This window comes from Paraburkholderia guartelaensis (genome assembly GCF_004353905.1).
GTDB classification, from domain to species: domain Bacteria; phylum Pseudomonadota; class Gammaproteobacteria; order Burkholderiales; family Burkholderiaceae; genus Paraburkholderia; species Paraburkholderia guartelaensis.
In genome coordinates, this window is the sequence record NZ_SMOD01000016.1 from 1 (window position 1) to 19120 (window position 19120).

Genomic DNA, 19120 nt, shown 5'->3' on the forward strand with positions numbered 1-19120 from the left:
AACTGCTGCAGACCCTCGTCCATCAACGCTACAAGCAACGCCGCAGCATCCTCGTCACGTCCAACCGCGTCGTCCAGGACTGGGGGCGCTACCTTCGCGACAGCACCATGGCTTCGACGATCCTTGACCGTCTGCTGCATCGCTCCAAACTCCTCGAGTTTGAAGGCAAGAGCTATCGTCTCCGTGAAGCCGCTGCCAGGCTTGCCGTCACTGAGGAATCCGACGCATAATCCGCTCGTCCTGCCTGGGGGAATTTAGCCGCCCACAAGTGGAGGAGTTTGAACTGCCCATCGGGGCGACTGCAAAGCGCGGTGCCGCGTTCGCCACCAGAATCAGGGCGGCACCGGCCAGGCCGCTCGATACATGCTTCAGCGCATGCCCCGCGATCACATGGCGAGTGAGTTCCCACACCTGCCAGTCAAGGCTCTCGAAGATCTTGGCCACCCCGTAGAAAACGATCACCATCGTCCAGCCGAATACGCTGTCCACCTTGCGTGTGAGCGTCAAGCCGACGATGAACATGAGCCCGCCGAACTGCAGGATCGCGTACGGCCACAGGCTGTTGAGTGCGAGCCAGTACTCGATCGTGCCTAGCGATACGGCAACCAGGATGAGCAACGGTACCCAGCCCACGCGCTGCCCGGTGTTCGACGTCCAGAGCATCGCCAGTATGCCGGCGAAGACGATCGTCATCGGCAGGCGATCCCAGACGAGCGTCGCGTCGGAAGGTGCCCAGTGATAGTAGGCCGACCCGATTGCGGTTAGCACGAGCCCGAATCCGGCGACTACCATGCCGGGGAATTTTGGCGGCTGCCGCGACGCATTTCGTTTCGCCCAACTGAGGCAGGCGATCCCTGCCGCCAGAATGACGAGATTCGACAGCACGTCCGCTGCATGCGGTATCAAGCCCAGCGCGCGTTGGTCCGCGAAGTGGTGATACGACGCCGCCTGCGCCAGCGGCCATACCAGCTGCAACACCGTACCCACCACGAAAAGCAGGATGCTGCCAAGCAGCAATCGGGTCATGTTCACGGTGCTCGTCTCCGGGTATGACGTAACACTCAACAGGCGCTGGTGCTGCACAGGTACATCTGGCCGGCAGGTGGCCGCGGCGGCCCCATGCGAGCTTGCGCACCCTGCCCGTATCATCGGACAAACCAGGCTCGGTAACAAGGTTGGCCCGGTGTCTGGATGCTGTCGATTCTTTCAGTCTAGTTGGTGTTGCAGCCGTCGGCTTACGGCTCGTCGTAATCATCGCCGGCCTGCTCCAGTTCCCTCAACGCTTCTGCGGGATCCTCCGGCTTCCCGGCAGCGGTCTCATGAGTGCGCCTCGGTGAATCGACAACGGGAGGAGGCATCTTGCCGATGCCCTCGTCGATGCGTTGCAGGAGATACGGGAAGAACGGATTCGATGCAATCCGGAACATCGAGTCGAGCGTCAGAATCAACGTGCCGCGTTCTCCGCGCGGCGCGAGCGTACCAAGGTTGACATTGAAGTTCTCGTCGTCGCCCGGCTCGATGCCGTAGAGCGCATCCGTCACGGGAAATGGAATCGCAACATGCGATAACGAAAAAATATCCGGAGGATAGTCAATGTCCAAAGGACGAACGTGAGTTGCCACACTGCCGGCATCGACACTGCGTTCGACCGTATGAGCCGAATCTTGTGAGGCGTTGGCGATGACCGTGGTGCGATAGTTCTGCGGCCCGATGCGCAGCAGTCGTGTGAGCGCCGAATAGGACGCGACGCGCAGGAAGGTTCTGAAACTCACGCTGCGGTTCACATCGAACAACACAATTTCACTGCCGTTTTCGGGAAGCTTGTCATACAACGACGACATGACAGCAGGGGTGCTGACCGTGAAATCGGTAACCGACTGGAACGTCAGCACGGGAGGGAGCGACTTCAACCGATTCTCACGCTCGAGCCTCGCCATCTGCTCCTGGATGGCGCGGGTAAGCAGCCAGGACTGACGCGCTGCGTTCACCGGGAACGAGTTGTATTTGAAGGGGTTGAATTCCGGCACGATGCCGAGCCAGGCGGCCCGCGCGAACGCGGGCAACATCGCGGGTAGTCCCACGAGGCCCGCAAACCGCGCGTAACGAGTGACTCCGATCATCGGCGAAATGAGCACGAGCCGGGTGGGACGCGTGAGCGCGGGGTTCTCGATGGCGTCCATTGCATATTGCAGGGCAAGCGCGCCGCCGTTCGAGAAGCCTATCAGTTCGAGCGGCTTGTCCGGGCCCACGCGCCGGCGCGCTTCGCGAACCGCGAGTCGTGTTGCCGCGGCCCATTCTTGCCATGTGACATTGGTCAGTCCCGCAGGCACGGTACCGTGTCCAGGCAAACGGATGGCGATCGCAACAAAGCCCCGGTCACGATAGTTGCGCGCGATGTGCCGCAAACTGTAGGGCGAGTCCGTCATGCCATGCAGCAGCACCACCGCTCCAACCGGCGTTCCGGGAGGTTCCAGTATGTACGAGCGGTTCCAGTCCTGAGCGAAGTGCTCCGGATAGATCGGTGAGCCTTCGTAGTATCGGTTCGACGGGACACGCTCGGATGCTTTGATCTTTTCGACGACGTTGACGTGCACATCCTCGAAAAGCCGCGACTCCTCCCGCATGTACGCACTCCAGTCGCCGGCGTCTATTTCTTCGACGGTCATCTCCCGCGGCACGTAGGTGTGCCAGACGGATAGTTCCGGGCCGCGCAGCGAAGACCATGCCCGCAAACCCAATGCGAGTAACGCGAGCACGACCAGTATCGACACGCATATTTTTATTACCTTCAGCGACGTGCGTAGCATGGGTTTTCTCTTGGAAGCGACTTCAAAACACACCGTGACCTTGAACTTCTTCTGCTGCGTATCCATTCGACCGATGCGCAGCCTGGCCCTATGTCTTTAAAGACTATGTCACCTGCCCTGCGAGGCATTGCCTTTTCGGTCGGCGCTCAGGGACACGGGCGTACGCGAATCGGCGATATCCACCCAGCCGCCGCCCATGGCCTGATACACGCTGATCACCTGGTTATAGCGCGAGGCCTGCAAATTGGCGAGGGCAAGCTCGGCGGAAAACAGGTCGTTTTCGGATATCAGCACTTCGAGATAGCCGATCAACCCGTCTTCGAACTTGAGCCGCGAGAACCTCGCATATTCGCGCAAAGCATCGACGCGCTGCTGCTGAAGCGCGGTCTGCTCGATGGTCATTTGTGAGCTGACGAGCGCATTATTGGTGTCGTTGAACGCGCCCAGCACCGTCTGCCTGTAGACCAGTTCGGCCTGGCGCTTTTGTGCCTCGGCTGACTGCACCTGGCCAGCAATCGCACCCGACGTGAAGATCGGCCCGGTCAGTCCTGCTGCGACCGACCAGAGCGAGGCGGGCCCGGAAAGGAAGTCGCCGAATGCGGTACTGACCGAACCCAGCGCCCCCGTCAGCGAGATGGTGGGATAGTAAAGCGCACGCGTGGCGCCGACATTCGCATTGGCCGCGACCAGATTCTGTTCGGCCTGCAAAATATCGGGCCGCCGCTCGAGCAGTGTCGAAGGCAGATCCGCCGGAATGACAGGAAGCACCAGCTCGCTCACCGACTTGCCTCGCGCAATGGGCCCGGGATTACGTCCCAGCAGAATGGAGATGCCGTTTTCCACGATGGCGATCTGCTGTTTGATGGCCGGTATCGCGGATTGAGCCAGCTTGTACTGCGAGCGCACCTGGGAAAGCTCCGTCTGGGAAACCAGTCCGTCGCGATAGCGCAACTCGAATATGCGTAATGTTTCGCCGAAGTTACTCGCCGTGGCCCGTGCGACTTCGAGTTGCCGGTCGAGCCCGCGCAGCGTGATGTAGCTGGTCGCCACGCCTGTCACCAGCGAAAGCACGACGCCCCGCTGGGCCTGTTCGCTGGCATAGACCTGCGCCTGCGCGGCTTCGGTCAGGCGTCTTACCCGGCCGAACAGGTCGATTTGCCAGGAAGCGGACAGCATGCCCTGATAGAGATTGAATACGGGATCGAGCAAGGGGGACAGCGGCGGCATCCCGACCTCGCTGGTCCGGTTGCGGCTCACGTTGGCGCCATAGCCGATCTGCGGGAGACCCTGCGAGCGCGCAGCGCGCAACAAGCCGATGAACTGGTCGATACGCGCCGCTGCGATACGCACGTCCAGATTGCCCTCCAGTGCGGTTTGAATCAGGTCGTTCAACACCGGATCGTCGAATTGCTCCCACCACGCCGTGTCCACGACTTCTTCAGCCGCGGGCAAATCGACCCGCCACGTTGCGGGCACCGCCACCTCGGGGCGACTGTAATCGGGCCCCACGCTAATGCAGCCGGCCAGGCAACTGGTAGCGGCGGCAAATATCGCAGCACGCGTCAGCGTTCTCATGACGTACTCCAGGTTCTGCTGCGACCGCGTCCCGTGTGCGCAGGCGGTGCGGTCGGTTGCGCCACACACATCATGCCGCCACCGCGAGCAGGCCGCCGAACAGCAGCGCCGCGAGCAACAGCGTCAGACAGGAGACGGCCCATCCGCGTACGAACGCATCCGTACACACAGCGATGCGTGCGGCCCCCGTGCTGCCTCGTTGCAGTCCGCGCAGGAGGCCACTGACATCTCCCACAGGCAAGGACGGCACCGTCTTGCCCCATCGGTTCCAGCCAATCGCGAGCGCCGCGCCAACGAGTACCGGCCAGAGTGCCGACCACAGCGCCGCGGGAGCCAGGGCCTCGGGTAGCGAGCCTGCCGGGATACGCAGATACAACACCCACGGAACCGCGAGCGAGACCACTACCATTGCCAGCCATGCTCCCCTGAACGGCCCCGGAGCGCGCGCGTTGGAATCGGTCGTGGCCACTGCACCCAGACAGCGCACGAAATGAAGCATCAGCAACGTGGTCGCGGCTGAAGAGGCCGCAGCCAACGACCCGGCCAGATCGCCGCCCAGCAGGTCCTTGGCCGCGTACTTGGCCAGTGCGCCGCCCGTCAACGGCAATCCGCCCAGTCCAAGCGCGATGACCGCCGTGGGCAGCAGCACCCATCGCAACGATCCGGCACCCGTCAACGCGACCACGCCCACGGCCAGAAACAAAGTGCCTTTGACGAGCAGATGGTGCGCGGCATAGTAAGCGGCTGCCACGACGGTAGCGGGGTCGCCTGCGGCTAGCCCCATGCCGATCACGGCCATCAGGAAGCCCATCTGGCTGACGCTCGAGTACGCAAGCACGACTTTCGGCTGGGACTGGGTGATACCGATCGCTACGCCGTAGAACGCGCCGAACATGCCCAGCGCCGCGAAAGGGATGCCAAAGTGCGGCCATGCGTCGTTGAAAGTAAATGGCAGAAAACGAACCAATGCGATCACGCTGGCCTTGACCACCGCGCCGCTGAGCACCGCCGCCGCCGGAACAGGCGCCGCGCGATAGGCGTGCGGCATCCAGAAATGCAGCGGCACCATTCCCGCCTTCATGCCGAGGCCAACCAGGAGCAATAGCAGCGTGGCGTTGCGCCAGGGCGAGCCCGGCAAGGCTGCAGCCGCATCGCGAATCAGCAGGCTGCCACCAGGCGTGGCCTGTGCGAGCAGGACCAATCCTCCCAGCACGAAAGCCTCGGCCAGTAATGCAACGCCAAGATAAAGCGCGCCCGCGTATCGGGCTTCGGGCCCGTCGCCCTGGAGCACCAGCCCGCTGGCGCCGACACTCAACACCGCCAGCATCAGATAGAAGCCGATCAGATCGGCCGTCAGGAACACGCCCACGCTGCCGGTCAAGGCCATGAGCCAGCAGACGACGAACCCATCGATATCTTCGCGACCGCGTACATATCGTGCGGCATAGATTCCGGCGAAGAGCCACAACAGCGCCGCCGTGCCGAGCAACACCGCGCCTGGCGTATCGAGCGCGAAACTGAGGGCGAAACGGCTGTGGCCGAGCATCAGGGTTTCGCTCTGGCTGGCGCCGACGGCCGCGGCCAGCGCGGGTAGCGCAGCGACAGCGAACCATGACGGCAGGCACCTGCGAACAGGCGCCGACGCACAGAGCAGCAGCATCAGCAATGGCAACCCGACGGCTGCGACGAGCAGAGCTTGGGAGACGTTCATGGCAGCCCCGCTGGCGGCACCACTGTGCGGCCAATCTGGGCCACGTCGACCGGCAGCAGCACGGCGAGGCCAAGCAGGAAAGAACACGTTGCGAGGCCAAGCACGGCGAGTTGCTGGTAACGAGGCACCTGCTTTTGCGGCGACCAGCCGGGCGCGGCGGGCTCCATCGCGCGCACCACCACCATGAAAACGTAGACGCTCGTGAGCAGGCCGCCGACCAGCATCACGACCGCCCACCACCATTGCCCCGTCGCGAGTGCCGCCGACATCAGCAGCCACTTGGCCAGAAAGCCTCCGGAAGGCGGCAAGCCGATCAACGTGGCGCCGGCAAGCGCAAAAGCCGTCAGCGTCATGGGCAGGGCGCGCCCTGCGCCGCGCAGGTCGGCCAGACGGTCATGCCCCAGCGTGCTATAGATCAGACCGGCCGCGAGAAACATGGCCGCTTTGGCGCTCGCGTGCGATACGGCCTGCAACAGGCCACCCGTGACGGCCCGAGCACTTTCGTGCTGCACGGCAAGCGGGAACAGCAGGAACAGATAGCCGATCTGGGCGACCGTCGAGTAAGCGATCAAGAGCTTCAGCCGCACCTGGCGCAGCGCCACCACATTGCCGAAGAGGATCGCGAGCGCCCCCAGACCTGCAAGCAGTTGCGAGCAGGATCCGCTTGCGATGCCGGCGAAGACGTCGACCCATAACCGCACCACCACGAACCACGATCCCTTGATGACCAATGCCGACAGCAGCGCGCTCGCGGCGGCGGGTGCGCCCGCGTGCGCAGGCGGCAACCACAGATGCAGCGGAAACAGCGCGGTTTTGGCGAGCATGCCGGCCGTCATCAACGCCAACGCGGCCCAGGCTAGCGGCTGCGCCCCTATCCTCGCGGCAAGCAGCGCAATGTCCAGCGTGCCATAGGCGCCATAGAGCAGAAAAACCCCCAGCAAATAAAGCATCGAGCCGATCAGCGCGTACAACAGATAACGCAACGCAGCCTGCAATGTTTCGGCGCGGCCATCGAGGGACACGAGAGGAACGCCCGCAAAAGTCAGCAGTTCGAGCGCGACGTAGAGCGTGAAAATGTCTCCGCTCACAAACACCAGATTGAGCGCTCCCCATACCGCCAGCAGCAGCAGCCAGAACGCCAGCGGCGCGCGCGCCTCGTTCGTGCCGGACGGCGTGCCGAAGTCGCCATTGGCGTATATCGCCACCGCCCCCACCACCACGGCAACCACCAGCATCATGCACACCGAGAGGCCGTCGGCGCGGAGCATGACGCCCAGCGGCGGCGCCCAGCCGCCCAGCAGATAGCGCAATGCGTCGCCCGAGACCAGCAGCCTCGCCGCAATCTCCAGCACGACGCCGAAACCGAAGGCGATTGTCACCCAGGCCACGCGTTGCGCGTGGCGTCCGCCGAGCGCCAACCCCGCCAGCATCCCGGCAAAAGGCAACAACACGGCGAGCGTCAGCAGCAGGCCGCCCGGCGTCGATTGCCCCGTGAGCGCCAGCGTCGTCACCTCGCCTCCGTATTGGCGCGCGCCCCGCCCGACGCCGCGTCACCGTCCGCCGACAGAGAATTCGAGCCCGTTTCCGCGAACCTGCGCAGCATGAGTCCGACTGCGAGCGCGGAAGCGGCGAACGACACGACAATCGCCGTGATCAATAGCGCCTGCGGCACCGGGTCGCCGGACATGCCGGCGCCAGCTCCCCGATGCGCGATCACGGCACAAGCCAGAAAGACGCCATTGCCCGTGAGGTTGAAGGCCAGCACCTTGCGCAAGGGCTGCGGGTTGACGATCAGGCCATAGAGGCCGAGACCCACGAGGGCGGCGGCGGTCAAGCCGAACAACTGCGAGACGTTCATGGGCTCACCTCCGGCCGCTGCGGTGGCCCGACAAGCAGGAGGACCAGGGTCACGGCAAGCGAAGGCAGCAGCGCGGCTTCGATGATGATGATCCACAGCTTCGCCCAGCCATCGGGGTACGCGAGAAACGCTCCCGCCACGACGGCGCCGAGCAGGCCAAGCGCGATGAACACCGCCGGCCCGAGGATCAGCACGGCGCGCAGCCAGCGCCGGCTGACCGGCGGCGCATCACGCAAACCGGACATCATGACGAGCAGCCACATGGCGGCAATCACCGTGGCGCCCTGGAATTTGCCGCCCGGATGATCGGCGCCGACCCAGAAAATGTAGATGCCGATCACGACGCCTATCGGCGGCAATACGCGCGCGAGATACACCAGAATGTCGTTGGGACTCACCACCTGCGCCAGACCCGGCCTGCCGCCCCAGCAGCGGTCCGGCGCCAGCGACCAGACGCCGACCACGCCGAACAGCAACACGATGGCTTCCAGCAGCGTGTCGATCGCGCGGAATGACAGCAGGACGGCCGTGATCGGGTTGCCGACGCCAGTCGCCTGAATGTGTCTCGCCACCTCGGGCGCCAGGGTCGGCGCGGGGTCCGGCAAGCTCAACAGGCTAACGGCAATCACGACGGCGACCGCCGTGGCGGCCACGCCTGCCGCGACACGCATCGCGAGGCCCGGCGTTTCGGCCTGGGCCGCCGCTTCAGTTGCCTCGAGCCGCGACGCCGCGCGGATCAGCAGCGCGCCGGTCAGGCCCGCACCGATGGCCGCTTCGGTCAACGCGACGTCGACAGCACGAAGCACTAGCCAGGCCAGCGTGAGCAGCAGGCCGTAAGGAATGAATCCGGCGACCGCGGCGAACGTATCGCGCACGACGACCGTCCAGAGCGCAAGCCCCAGCAACAGGATGCCGATACCGACGGAGATGGCGGCGATCATGCACGCTCCTCCTGCCGGCGCGCGGCGCGCGCGATGAGCTGCGACACATCGGACGACGTCAGCATCACCAGCAGCCAGACCACGATCAGCTTGAGGGCGATCACGATATGACCGGTCTGTGGCAGCAGCCCCAGCACCACCATGCCCAAGCCTAGATTGTCGGCCTTGGTCAACGCGTGCAGCCGCGTGTACGTGTCCGGGAACCGCAACAGCCCGACTGTACCGGCCACGAAGAAGACAATGCCGGCCAGCATGGCAATGATCGTGAAAATATCGGCTGCGGCTTTCATTTCCGGTCCTCTTTCGCGATATCGCCTTCTGCCTGACGATCGGCCTTGACGAAGGCGACCGACGCGAACGCCGCAAGCACGGCGAGCGTCAACGCCACATCCACGACAGCCTCGACGCCGCTTGCCGTGCCGACCAGCAGCAACGCCGCGATCCCTCCCGTGCCGAACAGTTGCGCGGCCATCATGCGGTCGGCGCGCGTGGGCCCGCGCAGCACCGACAGCAGGCCCACGGCCACCATCAGCAGCACCAGCGCGCAAACGGCGATGAGCACGTCAGCCATGACGTTCACCGCTGACCAGCGCGCCCGCGAGGCGCCGTTCTTCGTCCGCCAGTTGTTCCTCAACCCGCTGCGAGGTGTCGAGGCAGTGGTAGACGAGCCCGTCCGCGGTCTCATCTACCGGCAGCGACCCCGGCAACAGGCTCGTGATGATGGCGAAACCATTGCGCGCCGTTCCCGGCGGAAAACCGACACGATAGACCACGATACCGGGCCGCAAAGGCAGGCGCGGGTCCAACGCGCGGCGCGCCACGTCGATGCCCGCGAGCAGGGACTGCAAGAGGAAATGCGGAACGAATACGAGTAAGGCGCCGAGCCGTACCCTTCCCGCGACGGGAGGCAGGAGACGCAGGCTCATCTGCGTCGCGACGAGCGTCGCGATCAGGCCGCAGACGAGATCGGCCGGCTTCACGCTCGGCATCAGGATGATCCATAGCGCGAGAAAGCAAACCGCGCGTGTCAGCGCGACGCGCCAGTGCGAACGCCAGTCGAGCAGGAAAGCACGAAGCGTTGATGAGCTCATGGAAGATGCGCCTCCTCTATCGAAAAACCAGCGAGCGCGAAAACGGCGGGCGTCTGCCGGATGGAGTCAGGCCCCGGCGGCTCACGTCGCCCCGCTCGCCATCCCCGAAGACTGCGACGGCGGCCGGTCTTCCTTGCCAAACACCACCATGTACAGGGCCGGCAGGAACACCAGGGTCAGCAGCGTCGCCACCAGCAAGCCGCCCATGATCGCGAAGGCCATGGCGCCCCAGAACACCGTAGGTGCGATCGGGATCAGGCCAAGCACGGTCGAGATCGAGGTCAACATCATTGGCCGTATGCGCGAAGTGCCCGAAGCGACAACGGCCTCCAGCACGCCCATGCCCTCGTGTCGAAAAGTCTCGATCTGCACGATCAGGATCAGGCCGTTCTTGGCGATCATGCCGATCAACGCGAGAATGCCCAGAATGGCGACGAAACCAAGCGGCCGGTTGAAAACCAGCAGCGCGAGCACCACGCCGATCAGGCCCAATGGCATCACCGAGACCACCATGGCCAGGCGCTTGAAGCTCACCAGCAGCAGCATCATGCTCGTCAGCATCAGCACGATCATCACCGGGACCACGGCAAATACCGAGGCTTGCGAAATCGCGCTTTCCTCGAAGATGCCGCCAGTCGCGACGTGGTAACCCTTGGGCAGCTTCGCATTGAACGCATCGATCTTCGGCGCGAGCGTTGCGACGACTTCGTCGGGCAGCTCGCCATGCATCACGTCGGCGCGTACCGTGAGCGTCGGTACGCGGTTTCGCCGCCATATCAGCGGCGACTCCTGTTCCTCCGTGAACGTCGCGAACTGACTGAGTGGAACCATGCGCCCGCTCGGCGTGGGTACCTGCAGCGTACTCAGTGACTGCACCGTCAGCGGCTGCTCTTCCTGCGCTCGCGCCACCACGTTGACCAGGTAGATGTCGTCGCGTATCTGCGTGAGTGGCGTTCCGGTAATGACGGTGTTCATGATGGCGGCCAACGCGGCGGAACTCACGCCGAGCTGACGCGCTTCATCCTGGTTGATGTGGATGCGGATCTGCCGGGCCGGCTCCATCCAGTCGAAATTGATGTGGCGCGTTCGCTCGTCGGAACCCACGATGCCGGCCAGATCGAGTGCGGCCCTGCGCACCTGAGCCGGGTCGGGGCCCGAGACGCGATACTGCAGCGGCCACCCCACTGGCGGTCCCAGTTCCAGCGGCGACACGCGGGCGACGATACCGGGGAACTGTTCGCTCAGTGCCTTCTCCAGTTTCAATTGCAGCCGGTCCCGCGCCTCGAGACTTTTCGCGACCACGATGACCTGTGCGAAAAACGGATTAGGCAGCTGAACATTGAGGGTAAGAATAAAGCGCACTGCGCCGCGGCCCACATAGCTGCTGAAGTGATCGACATCGGGATCGCTTTTCAGAATGGCCTCGAGTCGCGCAACCTGGTCCGCGGTCGCGTGGATGGACGCGTTCTGGCGCAAGGTCAGATCCACCGTCAGCTCCGGCCGGTCCGAGGCGGGAAAGAACTGCCGCGGCACGAACCGGACGAGGAAGATCGACACCACGAACGCCGCGAGCGTGACGGCAATCGTCAACCACCTGAGCCGCAGCGCGCCGCGCAGGAAGCGGTCATAGGCCATGAGCATCTTGCCGGGCTTGCGCGGCTCCTTTTCGGCCTTGGGCGCTTTCAGGATTGCCACACCGACCAGCGGCGAGAAAATCACCGCACCGAACCACGATGCGAGCAGCGCGATGGCGACTACCGCAAAAATAGAAAACGTATATTCGCCGGCCGAACTTTTTGCGAAGCCAATCGGCACGAAACTGGAAATCGACACGAGCGTGCCGATCAGCATTGGCGCGGCCAGCGTACGGTACGCGAAAGTCGCCGCCTGATCCTTGCTGTCACCGGCGGCGAGGCGGTTGATCATGGCGTCGACGGTGGTCATGGCGTCGTCGACCAGCAAGGTCAGCGCGATGATCAGCGCGCCCAGCGAGACCCGGTGCAGGTCGATGTGCACGACGTCCATGATCCCGAAGACAATCGCCAGCGTCAGCGGGATAGACAATGCGACTACCGTCCCCGGCCGTATGCCCAGACTCACGAAGCTGCACACCAGGATGATGATGATCGCCTGCCAGAGCGACGCCATGAAGTCGTTGATCGCCACGTCGACGGTATCTGACTGATTGGCGACCAGGAACGGCTCGATGCCAGCGGGCAGGTTCGCGGTGGCGTCGGCCATCTCGGCCTTCAGGTTGCGACCGAGCGCCAGTATGTCGCCCGAATCGCGCATGGCGATCGCGAGGCCGATGGCCGGTTTGCCGTTGACGCGGAACATTGGCTGTGGAGGGTCGGCGAAGCCGCGTCTCACGGTGGCGATGTCGCCGAGGCGCACGATGCGCCCTCCCAGCACGAGGTTGACACTCTCGATGTCGCGTTCGGAATCGAAGGCGCCCGTCACCCTGAAGAACACCCGCTCCTGCCCGGTTTGCAGGACGCCGGTCGGCCTGATGAGATTTTGCGCTCTCAATGCGGCGACGATGGTCGGGTAGTCCAGACGCAAGCCCGCCAGACGGGTGGTCGAGAATTCGATGTAGATCTGTTCGTCCTGAGCGCCCAGGACCTCGATCTTCGAGACGTCCGGCACCAGCAGCAGGCGCGAGCGAATCGCCTCGACGCGATCGCGCAACTCACGCATGTTGTAGCCGTCGGCGGTGAAGCCGTAGATGATGCCGTAGGTGTCGCCGAAGTCATCGTTGAAGAACGGCCCGAGCGTTCCCGCCGGGAGCGTTTGTCGCATATCGTCCACGTTCTTGCGAACCTGATACCAGACGTCCTGGACTTCGGAGGGTGGCGTGGACTGCAGAAGATCGACGAAGATCGTCGTTTGGCCCGCTGTCGTATAGCTGCGTATGCGATCCAGGTGACGGGTTTCCTGCAACGTGCGTTCGAGCCGCTCGGTCACCTGCGAGAGCGTGTCGTCGACAGTGGCCCCCGGCCACGCAGCGGCCACCACCATGGTGCGGAATGTAAAGACCGGATCTTCGGCGCGCCCCAACCGCAAAAATGACAGGGTTCCCGCCACGAGTGCAGCGATCATGAGGAACACGACCAGGGGGCGCTTCGAAAGCGCCCACTCGGATAGATTCGGGCCAATCACCTGGCTGCCTCGGTCCAGTTAATTTTCTGTCCCGGCCGCAATGCCTGCACGCCGGCAGTCACGACCACGTCGCCTGTGTTGAGACCTTGCGACACCTCAACGCGGTCCTCGCCATACGCCTGAAGCTCGACCTCACGCACCGAAACCGTCCCTGTCTTCGTATCGACCACCCAGACCGCCGGCTTTCCTCCTGGCTGGATCAGGGCGCTCGAAGGAATTTCGATGGCCGCCGCGCGCGGGAGCTTCATGTGGCCAATGACCGTACTGCCAAGGCGCATGGCTGCCGGCGGATCGAGCACTTGAACCCGGACCGCAAAGGTTCCGGTCACCGGATCGGCGCGGGGCGATACTTCGCGCACCTTACCAACGGCGGTGACCTGGGGGTTGCTGGCAAGCGCGATGACGATGTCGGGATTGGCCGGCGCGACGTCCTTGATCGCGGCGGGCACATCGAATACGGCATCCACCGCGCCTTCGCGAGCGATCTGCACGATCATGCGTCCAGCCGGAACCACCTCGCCCGGCTCCGCTCCACGCGCCGTCACCACGCCGGCTACGTCGGAAACGAGGTCGGTATAGCTCAGCCGGTTCTGCGCGATGTTGACCAACGACTGCGCCGAATCGACTTGCGACTGGGTGATCTTTGCCATCGCTTCCGACTGTTCGAACGAAGCACGCGACACGGCATGCTCCGCAAGCAGATCGCGCATGCGGGTGAACATGGTGCGCGCTTCCAGGGCTTGTGCCTGCGCGGCGGCCAACTGCGCCCGCGCGGACTGCAGGCTGCTTTCCTCGTTCATCCGGTCAAGCCGCGCCAGCACCTGGCCCGCCCTGACACGGTCCCCGACATCGACGTTGCGGGAAGTCATTCTTCCGTCGATACGGAACGATTGATTGATCTCGGCCTGCGCCTGCAATCTTCCGGTCAAGGCGATGGTCGCTCCGGCCTCCTGCTTTTCTATCCTGACGACGCGTACCGGGCGCACTTCCGTCACCGGCGCCTCTTCGCCCTTACGGCAGCCCGCCAACAGTCCGCCCGCCGCCGTTACACACAGCGCACACAGCGTCACGGCCAAAGGCAGGGAAACCATTCGACCTGCAGCATGATTCGCAAACACTGGCGTATTCCTCTGGATCCTTGGACAGGTTGCCCGTGTCCACCGTGAAATGGCTTCGCGCCCTGTTGCAGCCCCGCCGGGCGTGCCGGGGTATCCATCCGAAAACAACGACGATTCAAGCGCTAGAACTCGACGACACCAGGCGACGTTCCAGAATGACGATGAACACCACGATCGGAATGACGTTGGCGAACGTCACGATGGTGTTGATGAACGCGGCCTGCTTCACGCCGCGAAGAATGAGGAAATGAAACAGCGAGATGTCAGCCGACGCCACGATGATGGCCGCGCCCACCATGCCGCCGACTACCATCGCGGTCAACTGCACGCGACTCATTTTCTGCCCGGTATCGGCCATGGGTTTCCTCGCGTGGTTCGACACTTCGTTTTATCGAGAGATCGACGACACCTGCGTTCACTTCATCGCGTCACGCGCACCGAGTTGTTGCCGAGTAGCACACGCACGCGGTCGCCCGGAACGAACTGCTGATCCGCATCCTGGACCACCGACATCAGTTGCCCCGAATCCAGGCGCACGACGATTTCAAGGGCTTGCCGCTGCGTGACGCGCTGCTCGACGGCATTGCCTGCCGCGCCGCCCAGCACGGCGCCGCCGATGCCCGCCGCCACGGCACCCGTGCCGCGCCCGATGTTGCTGCCAGCCGCGATGCCGCCAAGCGCGCCGCCGGTTATTGCGCCAATGCCCGATGGACCAGGCTGGATCGTGACGGGCCGCACGGATTCGACCGTACCGAGTTCGACCACCATCACCTGCTGCGCCTGGGCCGGCCTGAAGGTGGAGCCCGAAGTTGGCGCCTCGCAACCAGAAAGCGCGAACGAGGCGACTACGGAGCCAAGAAGTGTTGCAGCGAGATATCGCATGACATTTCCCCTAATGCGGCGCATTGCGGATTCGCTAATTCATTCGGCCTGTTTGCTAACGATTCCACGCATAGTCATTAGCGAACATTCAGCCAATACGTACGCGGAGAATTGTCTTTTGCCATCCATCCTCCGGATATCTGACGAACATTATGGAATACGATTCGCACATGACGTATTCAACGTGGCATTCGTTCGAAAATGGTTCAGCGATTCAATGTGGCGCGCATTATTTATCCATCTGCTTCGGCAACGCCTCTTATCGGGTGCTGATCAAATCCACGCCTGGTGCATTTGAGCCGGCATCTGGAAACGGCAATACGCCGATTGCCGTTGCGGCTTCCCCGGTCTTCGGTGCCGTATGTGATACCGGCAAGCACGCCGGCGACGGGAGCGTAGCGCCGCTGGCCGAGGCTGAATATCTGCAGGCGCAGTTCGATATCGAGCGTCAGGATCATGCTGTCAATGCGCGAGGTGTCGTCCACCGTCACGATGCCGACGGAGAGTCGTGACGTCGAACACGAAGCCGCGCAAGGCTGCATCGACGGCATCGGGCTGATCGCCTTCACGACATTTACGCCCGACAACACGCTGATGTCGATTGTCAAGGCATCCTTATCGTTATCACGGATGGCCTACGTGGGTAGGCTCGCGCAGCCGAATTGGACGCGCGCCATGCGTTTGCGCGTCATATTCCAGACCGCGCGGCTGCCGTCCGCGGCTCTGACGCGAAGTGAGCATAGCGGATTCTTTCGCGGCGAAATTTGAACGCGTCCGGACGAACGCCACCTTCACGCCCCCAATCCGTACCGTTCAGCGTCTTCACAACTGTACCGGTACTGTACCGAGAACTGTCGATAAACTGGTTTCCGTCGAATCTATCTTTTCTTTCCGGAGCCCCTCGCATCATGCTGCCCGAAATGCTCAGCGCGCTGCCCGCCGGCATGCTCTTCGTCGTGGTCACGACCATCACGCCCGGCCCCAACAACACCATGTTGCTGGCTTCCGGCGTCAACTTCGGTTTTCGTCGCACGGTGCCGCACATTCTCGGCATCAGCGCGGGCGTGGTCGTGCTCATGCTCTCGGTGGGCTTCGGGCTTGGCCAGGTGTTCAGGCACGTCCCGTCGCTCTATACCGTACTGGAAGTCGCGAGCATTGCGTACCTGCTGTATCTGGCGTGGAAAATCGGCACCTCGGGCGACATCAAGGTGAAGAGCGGCGAGCACCGGCCCATGCGCTTTCACGAAGCCATCGCGTTCCAGTGGGTCAATCCCAAGGCGTGGATGATGGTGCTCACGGCCGCCACCACGATCCGCCTTTCCGCGAACTTCGGCACCAATACGATGATGATGGCCTTCCTGTTCTATGTGATCGGCCTGCCCTGCATCTGCATCTGGGCCGCGTTCGGCACCAGCATGCGGCGTTTTCTGTCGAATCCGCGGCGATTGCGCGCGTTCAACATCTTCATGGCGCTTTCGCTGCTCGTTTCGCTGTATCCGATGTTCGCGCACCTGCTTCAACACTAAAACGACCCGCCGCCATACCTCGGTTCAACCGCTACAATCGCAACCGGGAAACATGGGCGGCGGAGTCACACTTTGTCTGAGTTTGAAGCGGGTTTTATTCTCACCCGCCATTGGCGCGATACGGGCGAACACACCGAGGTCGACTTCTGGCTCGCGACCGACGCGGGGCCGCGCCAGCTGCGCCTGCGTCCCCAGCCCTCTGTCGCATTCGTGCCGGCCGCTCAGGAAGCGGCGGCACGCGCCGCGCTGAAGGGCGACGCACGCGCCGAGCTACGCCCGCTCAATCTGTGCGACTTCCAGCGCCGCCCGGTGCTTGGGCTCTATTCCCCGCAATATCGCACCCTGGCCGGGCACGCAAAGCGCCTCGCCAAAGCGGGCGTCGACGTCTACGAAGCCGATATCCAGCCGCCGGACCGCTATATGATGGAGCGGTTCATCACGGCGCCCGTGCTGTTTCGCGGCGGTGCGGGTAGCCAGGACGAAAGCGGCGTGCTGCTCGACGGCGAGATGAAACCCGCCAACGGCTATCGCCCGCAGCTGAAACTGGTATCGCTCGACATCGAAACGAGCGCCCAGGGCGAGCTTTATTCCATCGCGCTCGAAGGCTGCGGACAACGCCAGGTCTACATGCTCGGCCCCGCAAATGGGGACGCGAGCCAGATCGACTTCGACTTCGAATACTGCGAGAGCCGCGCGCAGATGCTCGAACGCCTCAACGCATGGATGGCGAAGCACGATCCCGACGCGATCATCGGCTGGAATCTCGTGCAGTTCGATTTGCGCGTGTTGCACGCGCACGCCCAGCAAACCGGCGTGCCCCTGCGTCTTGGGCGCGGCGGCGAGGTCATGGAGTGGCGCGAGCACGGCATGCGGGAGAATCATTTCTTCGCGGGCGCCGCGGGCCGCCTCATCATCGACGGCATCGAGGCGCTGCGCTCGGCCACCTGGAGCTTTCCTTCGTTCAGCCTCGAATACGTCGCCCAGGCGCTGCTCGGCGAGGGCAAGTCGATCGACAATCCGTATCAGCGCATGGACGAGATCCAGCGCCGCTTCGACGAAGACAAGCCCGCGCTGGCCATCTACAACCTCAAGGACTGCGAGCTGGTGACGCGCGTCTTCGAGAAAACCGAACTGATGGCCTTTCTGCTCGAACGCGCATCGGTCACGGGGCTTCCCGTGGATCGCAGCGGCGGCTCGGTGGCCGCGTTCACGCATCTGTATCTGCCGAAAATGCATCGGCTCGGCTACGTCGCGCCGAATCTCGGCGACGTGGTGGGCGAAAACAGCCCCGGCGGCTTCGTCATGGACTCGCGTCCCGGCATCTACGATTCGGTGCTGGTGCTCGATTACAAGAGCCTCTACCCCTCGATCATCCGCACCTTCCTGATCGATCCCGTCGGGCTCATCGAAGGTCTGAACGATCCCAGCGACGAAGCGTCCGTGCCCGGCTTTCTCGGCGCGCGCTTTTCCCGTGAGAAGCACTGTCTGCCGGAAATCGTGCGCCAGGTGTGGGAGGGCCGCGAACATGCGAAGCGGCAGCACAACGCCCCGCTTTCGCAGGCGCTCAAGATCATCATGAACGCGTTTTACGGCGTGCTCGGATCGACGGGCTGCCGCTTCTTCGACCCGCGCCTCGCTTCTTCGATCACGATGCGCGGGCACGAGATCATGCGCAGAACCCGTCAGCTCATCGAGGCGCAAGGCTACGACGTGATCTACGGCGACACCGACTCGACCTTCGTCTGGCTCAAGCACGCGCACAGCGAAGCCGACGCCACACGAACCGGCAAGCAACTCGTCGAGCACGTCAATGCCTGGTGGAAGGCCGAACTGCAGGAACGCTTCGGTCTCCAAAGCGCTCTGGAATTGCAGTTCGAACGCCATTACTCGCGCTTTCTCATGCCCACGGTGCGCGGCGCGGAAGAAGGCAGCAAAAAGCGCTACGCCGGCCTCACGCTCGCGAAGAACGGCGGTGAGGAAGTCGTGTTCAAGGGCCTCGAAACCGTGCGCACCGACTGGACGCCGCTCGCGCAGGAATTCCAGCGCGAACTGTACCGGCGCATTTTCCAGCGCGAGCCGTACGTGGAGTACATCCGCGACTATGTGCGGCGCACACTCAATGGCGAACTGGACGACCAGCTCGTCTACCGCAAGCGCCTGCGGCGGCCGCTCGTCGAGTACCAGCGCAACGTGCCGCCGCACGTGCGGGCGGCGCGCGTCGCGGACGAGTTCAATCGCGCGAAAGGCCGCCCGCTACAGTATCAGAACGGCGGCTGGATCAGCTACGTGATGACGACGGCCGGCCCCGAGCCGCTCGAAACGCTGAGTTCTCCGCTCGATTACGCGTTCTATGTGAGCCGCCAGCTACAGCCGGTTGCGGACGCGATTCTGCCTTTCCTGCGCGAGGATTTCGATACGTTGATGTCGGGGCAGCAGAGTCTGTTTTAAGCGT

General features: G+C 63.5%; 19 protein-coding genes. 5 read left to right on the forward strand and 14 right to left on the reverse strand.

Features of this window, described 5'->3' with window-relative positions; genetic code table 11:
* On the forward strand, positions 1-230 hold a 230-nt coding region (locus E1N52_RS21270; protein WP_165979312.1), incomplete at its 5' end, for an ATP-binding protein.
* Here the strand turns inward: E1N52_RS21270 and E1N52_RS21275 are convergent.
* The 14 genes from E1N52_RS21275 to E1N52_RS21340 form a co-directional block, all read right to left on the reverse strand.
* Positions 208-1026, reverse strand: a complete 819-nt coding sequence (locus E1N52_RS21275) for a ceramidase (protein ID WP_246089163.1) — start codon at positions 1024-1026, stop codon at positions 208-210. The two genes, E1N52_RS21270 and E1N52_RS21275, sit on opposite strands and share 23 nt — an antisense overlap.
* A gap of 209 nt (positions 1027-1235) precedes the next feature.
* On the reverse strand, positions 1236-2807 hold the full coding sequence (locus E1N52_RS21280; protein WP_133184844.1) for an alpha/beta hydrolase: 1572 nt from the start codon (positions 2805-2807) through the stop codon (positions 1236-1238).
* 108 nt (positions 2808-2915) lie between these two features.
* Entirely contained in the window at positions 2916-4382 is a 1467-nt protein-coding gene (locus tag E1N52_RS21285) for an efflux transporter outer membrane subunit (protein ID WP_133184710.1), read from the reverse strand.
* Between the two features lie 70 nt (positions 4383-4452).
* Positions 4453-6093 carry a proton-conducting transporter transmembrane domain-containing protein gene (locus E1N52_RS21290; RefSeq protein WP_133184711.1) on the reverse strand — a complete coding sequence of 547 codons (1641 nt, stop codon included), beginning with the start codon at positions 6091-6093 and terminating at the stop codon, positions 4453-4455.
* Entirely contained in the window at positions 6090-7604 is a 1515-nt protein-coding gene (locus tag E1N52_RS21295) for a complex I subunit 5 family protein (protein WP_205965647.1), read from the reverse strand. Before E1N52_RS21295 ends, E1N52_RS21290 begins: the two co-directional genes overlap by 4 nt.
* A complete protein-coding gene (locus E1N52_RS21300; RefSeq protein WP_133184712.1) occupies positions 7601-7951 on the reverse strand; it encodes an NADH-quinone oxidoreductase subunit K in 351 nt (116 codons plus the stop codon). Before E1N52_RS21300 ends, E1N52_RS21295 begins: the two co-directional genes overlap by 4 nt.
* Positions 7948-8892, reverse strand: a complete 945-nt coding sequence (locus tag E1N52_RS21305; RefSeq protein WP_133184713.1) for a hydrogenase subunit MbhD domain-containing protein — start codon at positions 8890-8892, stop codon at positions 7948-7950. The genes E1N52_RS21300 and E1N52_RS21305 overlap by 4 nt, the downstream gene beginning before the upstream one ends.
* Complete coding sequence (mnhG, locus tag E1N52_RS21310) at positions 8889-9182, reverse strand: monovalent cation/H(+) antiporter subunit G (protein ID WP_069267110.1); 294 nt, start codon at positions 9180-9182, stop codon at positions 8889-8891. Before mnhG ends, E1N52_RS21305 begins: the two co-directional genes overlap by 4 nt.
* Positions 9179-9463 (reverse strand): MrpF/PhaF family protein, encoded by a 285-nt coding sequence (locus E1N52_RS21315; RefSeq protein WP_069267111.1) that lies wholly within the window; start codon positions 9461-9463, stop codon positions 9179-9181. The genes mnhG and E1N52_RS21315 overlap by 4 nt, the downstream gene beginning before the upstream one ends.
* Positions 9456-9983 carry a Na+/H+ antiporter subunit E gene (locus E1N52_RS21320; protein ID WP_133184714.1) on the reverse strand — a complete coding sequence of 176 codons (528 nt, stop codon included), beginning with the start codon at positions 9981-9983 and terminating at the stop codon, positions 9456-9458. The genes E1N52_RS21315 and E1N52_RS21320 overlap by 8 nt, the downstream gene beginning before the upstream one ends.
* A gap of 81 nt (positions 9984-10064) precedes the next feature.
* Positions 10065-13142 carry an efflux RND transporter permease subunit gene (locus E1N52_RS21325; protein ID WP_133184715.1) on the reverse strand — a complete coding sequence of 1026 codons (3078 nt, stop codon included), beginning with the start codon at positions 13140-13142 and terminating at the stop codon, positions 10065-10067.
* The gene (locus E1N52_RS21330) at positions 13139-14233 is read right to left on the reverse strand and encodes an efflux RND transporter periplasmic adaptor subunit (protein ID WP_133184716.1); all 1095 of its coding nucleotides are present in this window, start codon (positions 14231-14233) and stop codon (positions 13139-13141) included. Before E1N52_RS21330 ends, E1N52_RS21325 begins: the two co-directional genes overlap by 4 nt.
* A 142-nt stretch (positions 14234-14375) precedes the next feature.
* Positions 14376-14618 (reverse strand): hypothetical protein, encoded by a 243-nt coding sequence (locus E1N52_RS21335; RefSeq protein WP_425468104.1) that lies wholly within the window; start codon positions 14616-14618, stop codon positions 14376-14378.
* 62 nt (positions 14619-14680) lie between these two features.
* Positions 14681-15142: an outer membrane lipoprotein gene (locus E1N52_RS21340; protein WP_133184717.1), complete on the reverse strand. Its 462-nt coding sequence runs from the start codon at positions 15140-15142 to the stop codon at positions 14681-14683.
* A 170-nt stretch (positions 15143-15312) separates the two neighbouring features.
* Between E1N52_RS21340 and E1N52_RS21345 the strand changes: the two genes are divergently transcribed.
* The 4 genes from E1N52_RS21345 (at position 15313) to E1N52_RS21360 (ending at position 19116) form a co-directional block, all read left to right on the forward strand.
* Positions 15313-15654, forward strand: a complete 342-nt coding sequence (locus E1N52_RS21345; protein WP_133184718.1) for a hypothetical protein — start codon at positions 15313-15315, stop codon at positions 15652-15654.
* Positions 15608-15910, forward strand: a complete 303-nt coding sequence (locus E1N52_RS21350) for a hypothetical protein (protein ID WP_133184719.1) — start codon at positions 15608-15610, stop codon at positions 15908-15910. Before E1N52_RS21345 ends, E1N52_RS21350 begins: the two co-directional genes overlap by 47 nt.
* Positions 15911-16050: 140 nt before the next feature.
* On the forward strand, positions 16051-16668 hold the full coding sequence (locus E1N52_RS21355; protein WP_133184720.1) for a LysE family translocator: 618 nt from the start codon (positions 16051-16053) through the stop codon (positions 16666-16668).
* A gap of 72 nt (positions 16669-16740) precedes the next feature.
* Complete coding sequence (locus E1N52_RS21360) at positions 16741-19116, forward strand: DNA polymerase II (protein WP_133184721.1); 2376 nt, start codon at positions 16741-16743, stop codon at positions 19114-19116.
* Positions 19117-19120: the final 4 nt, after the last annotated feature.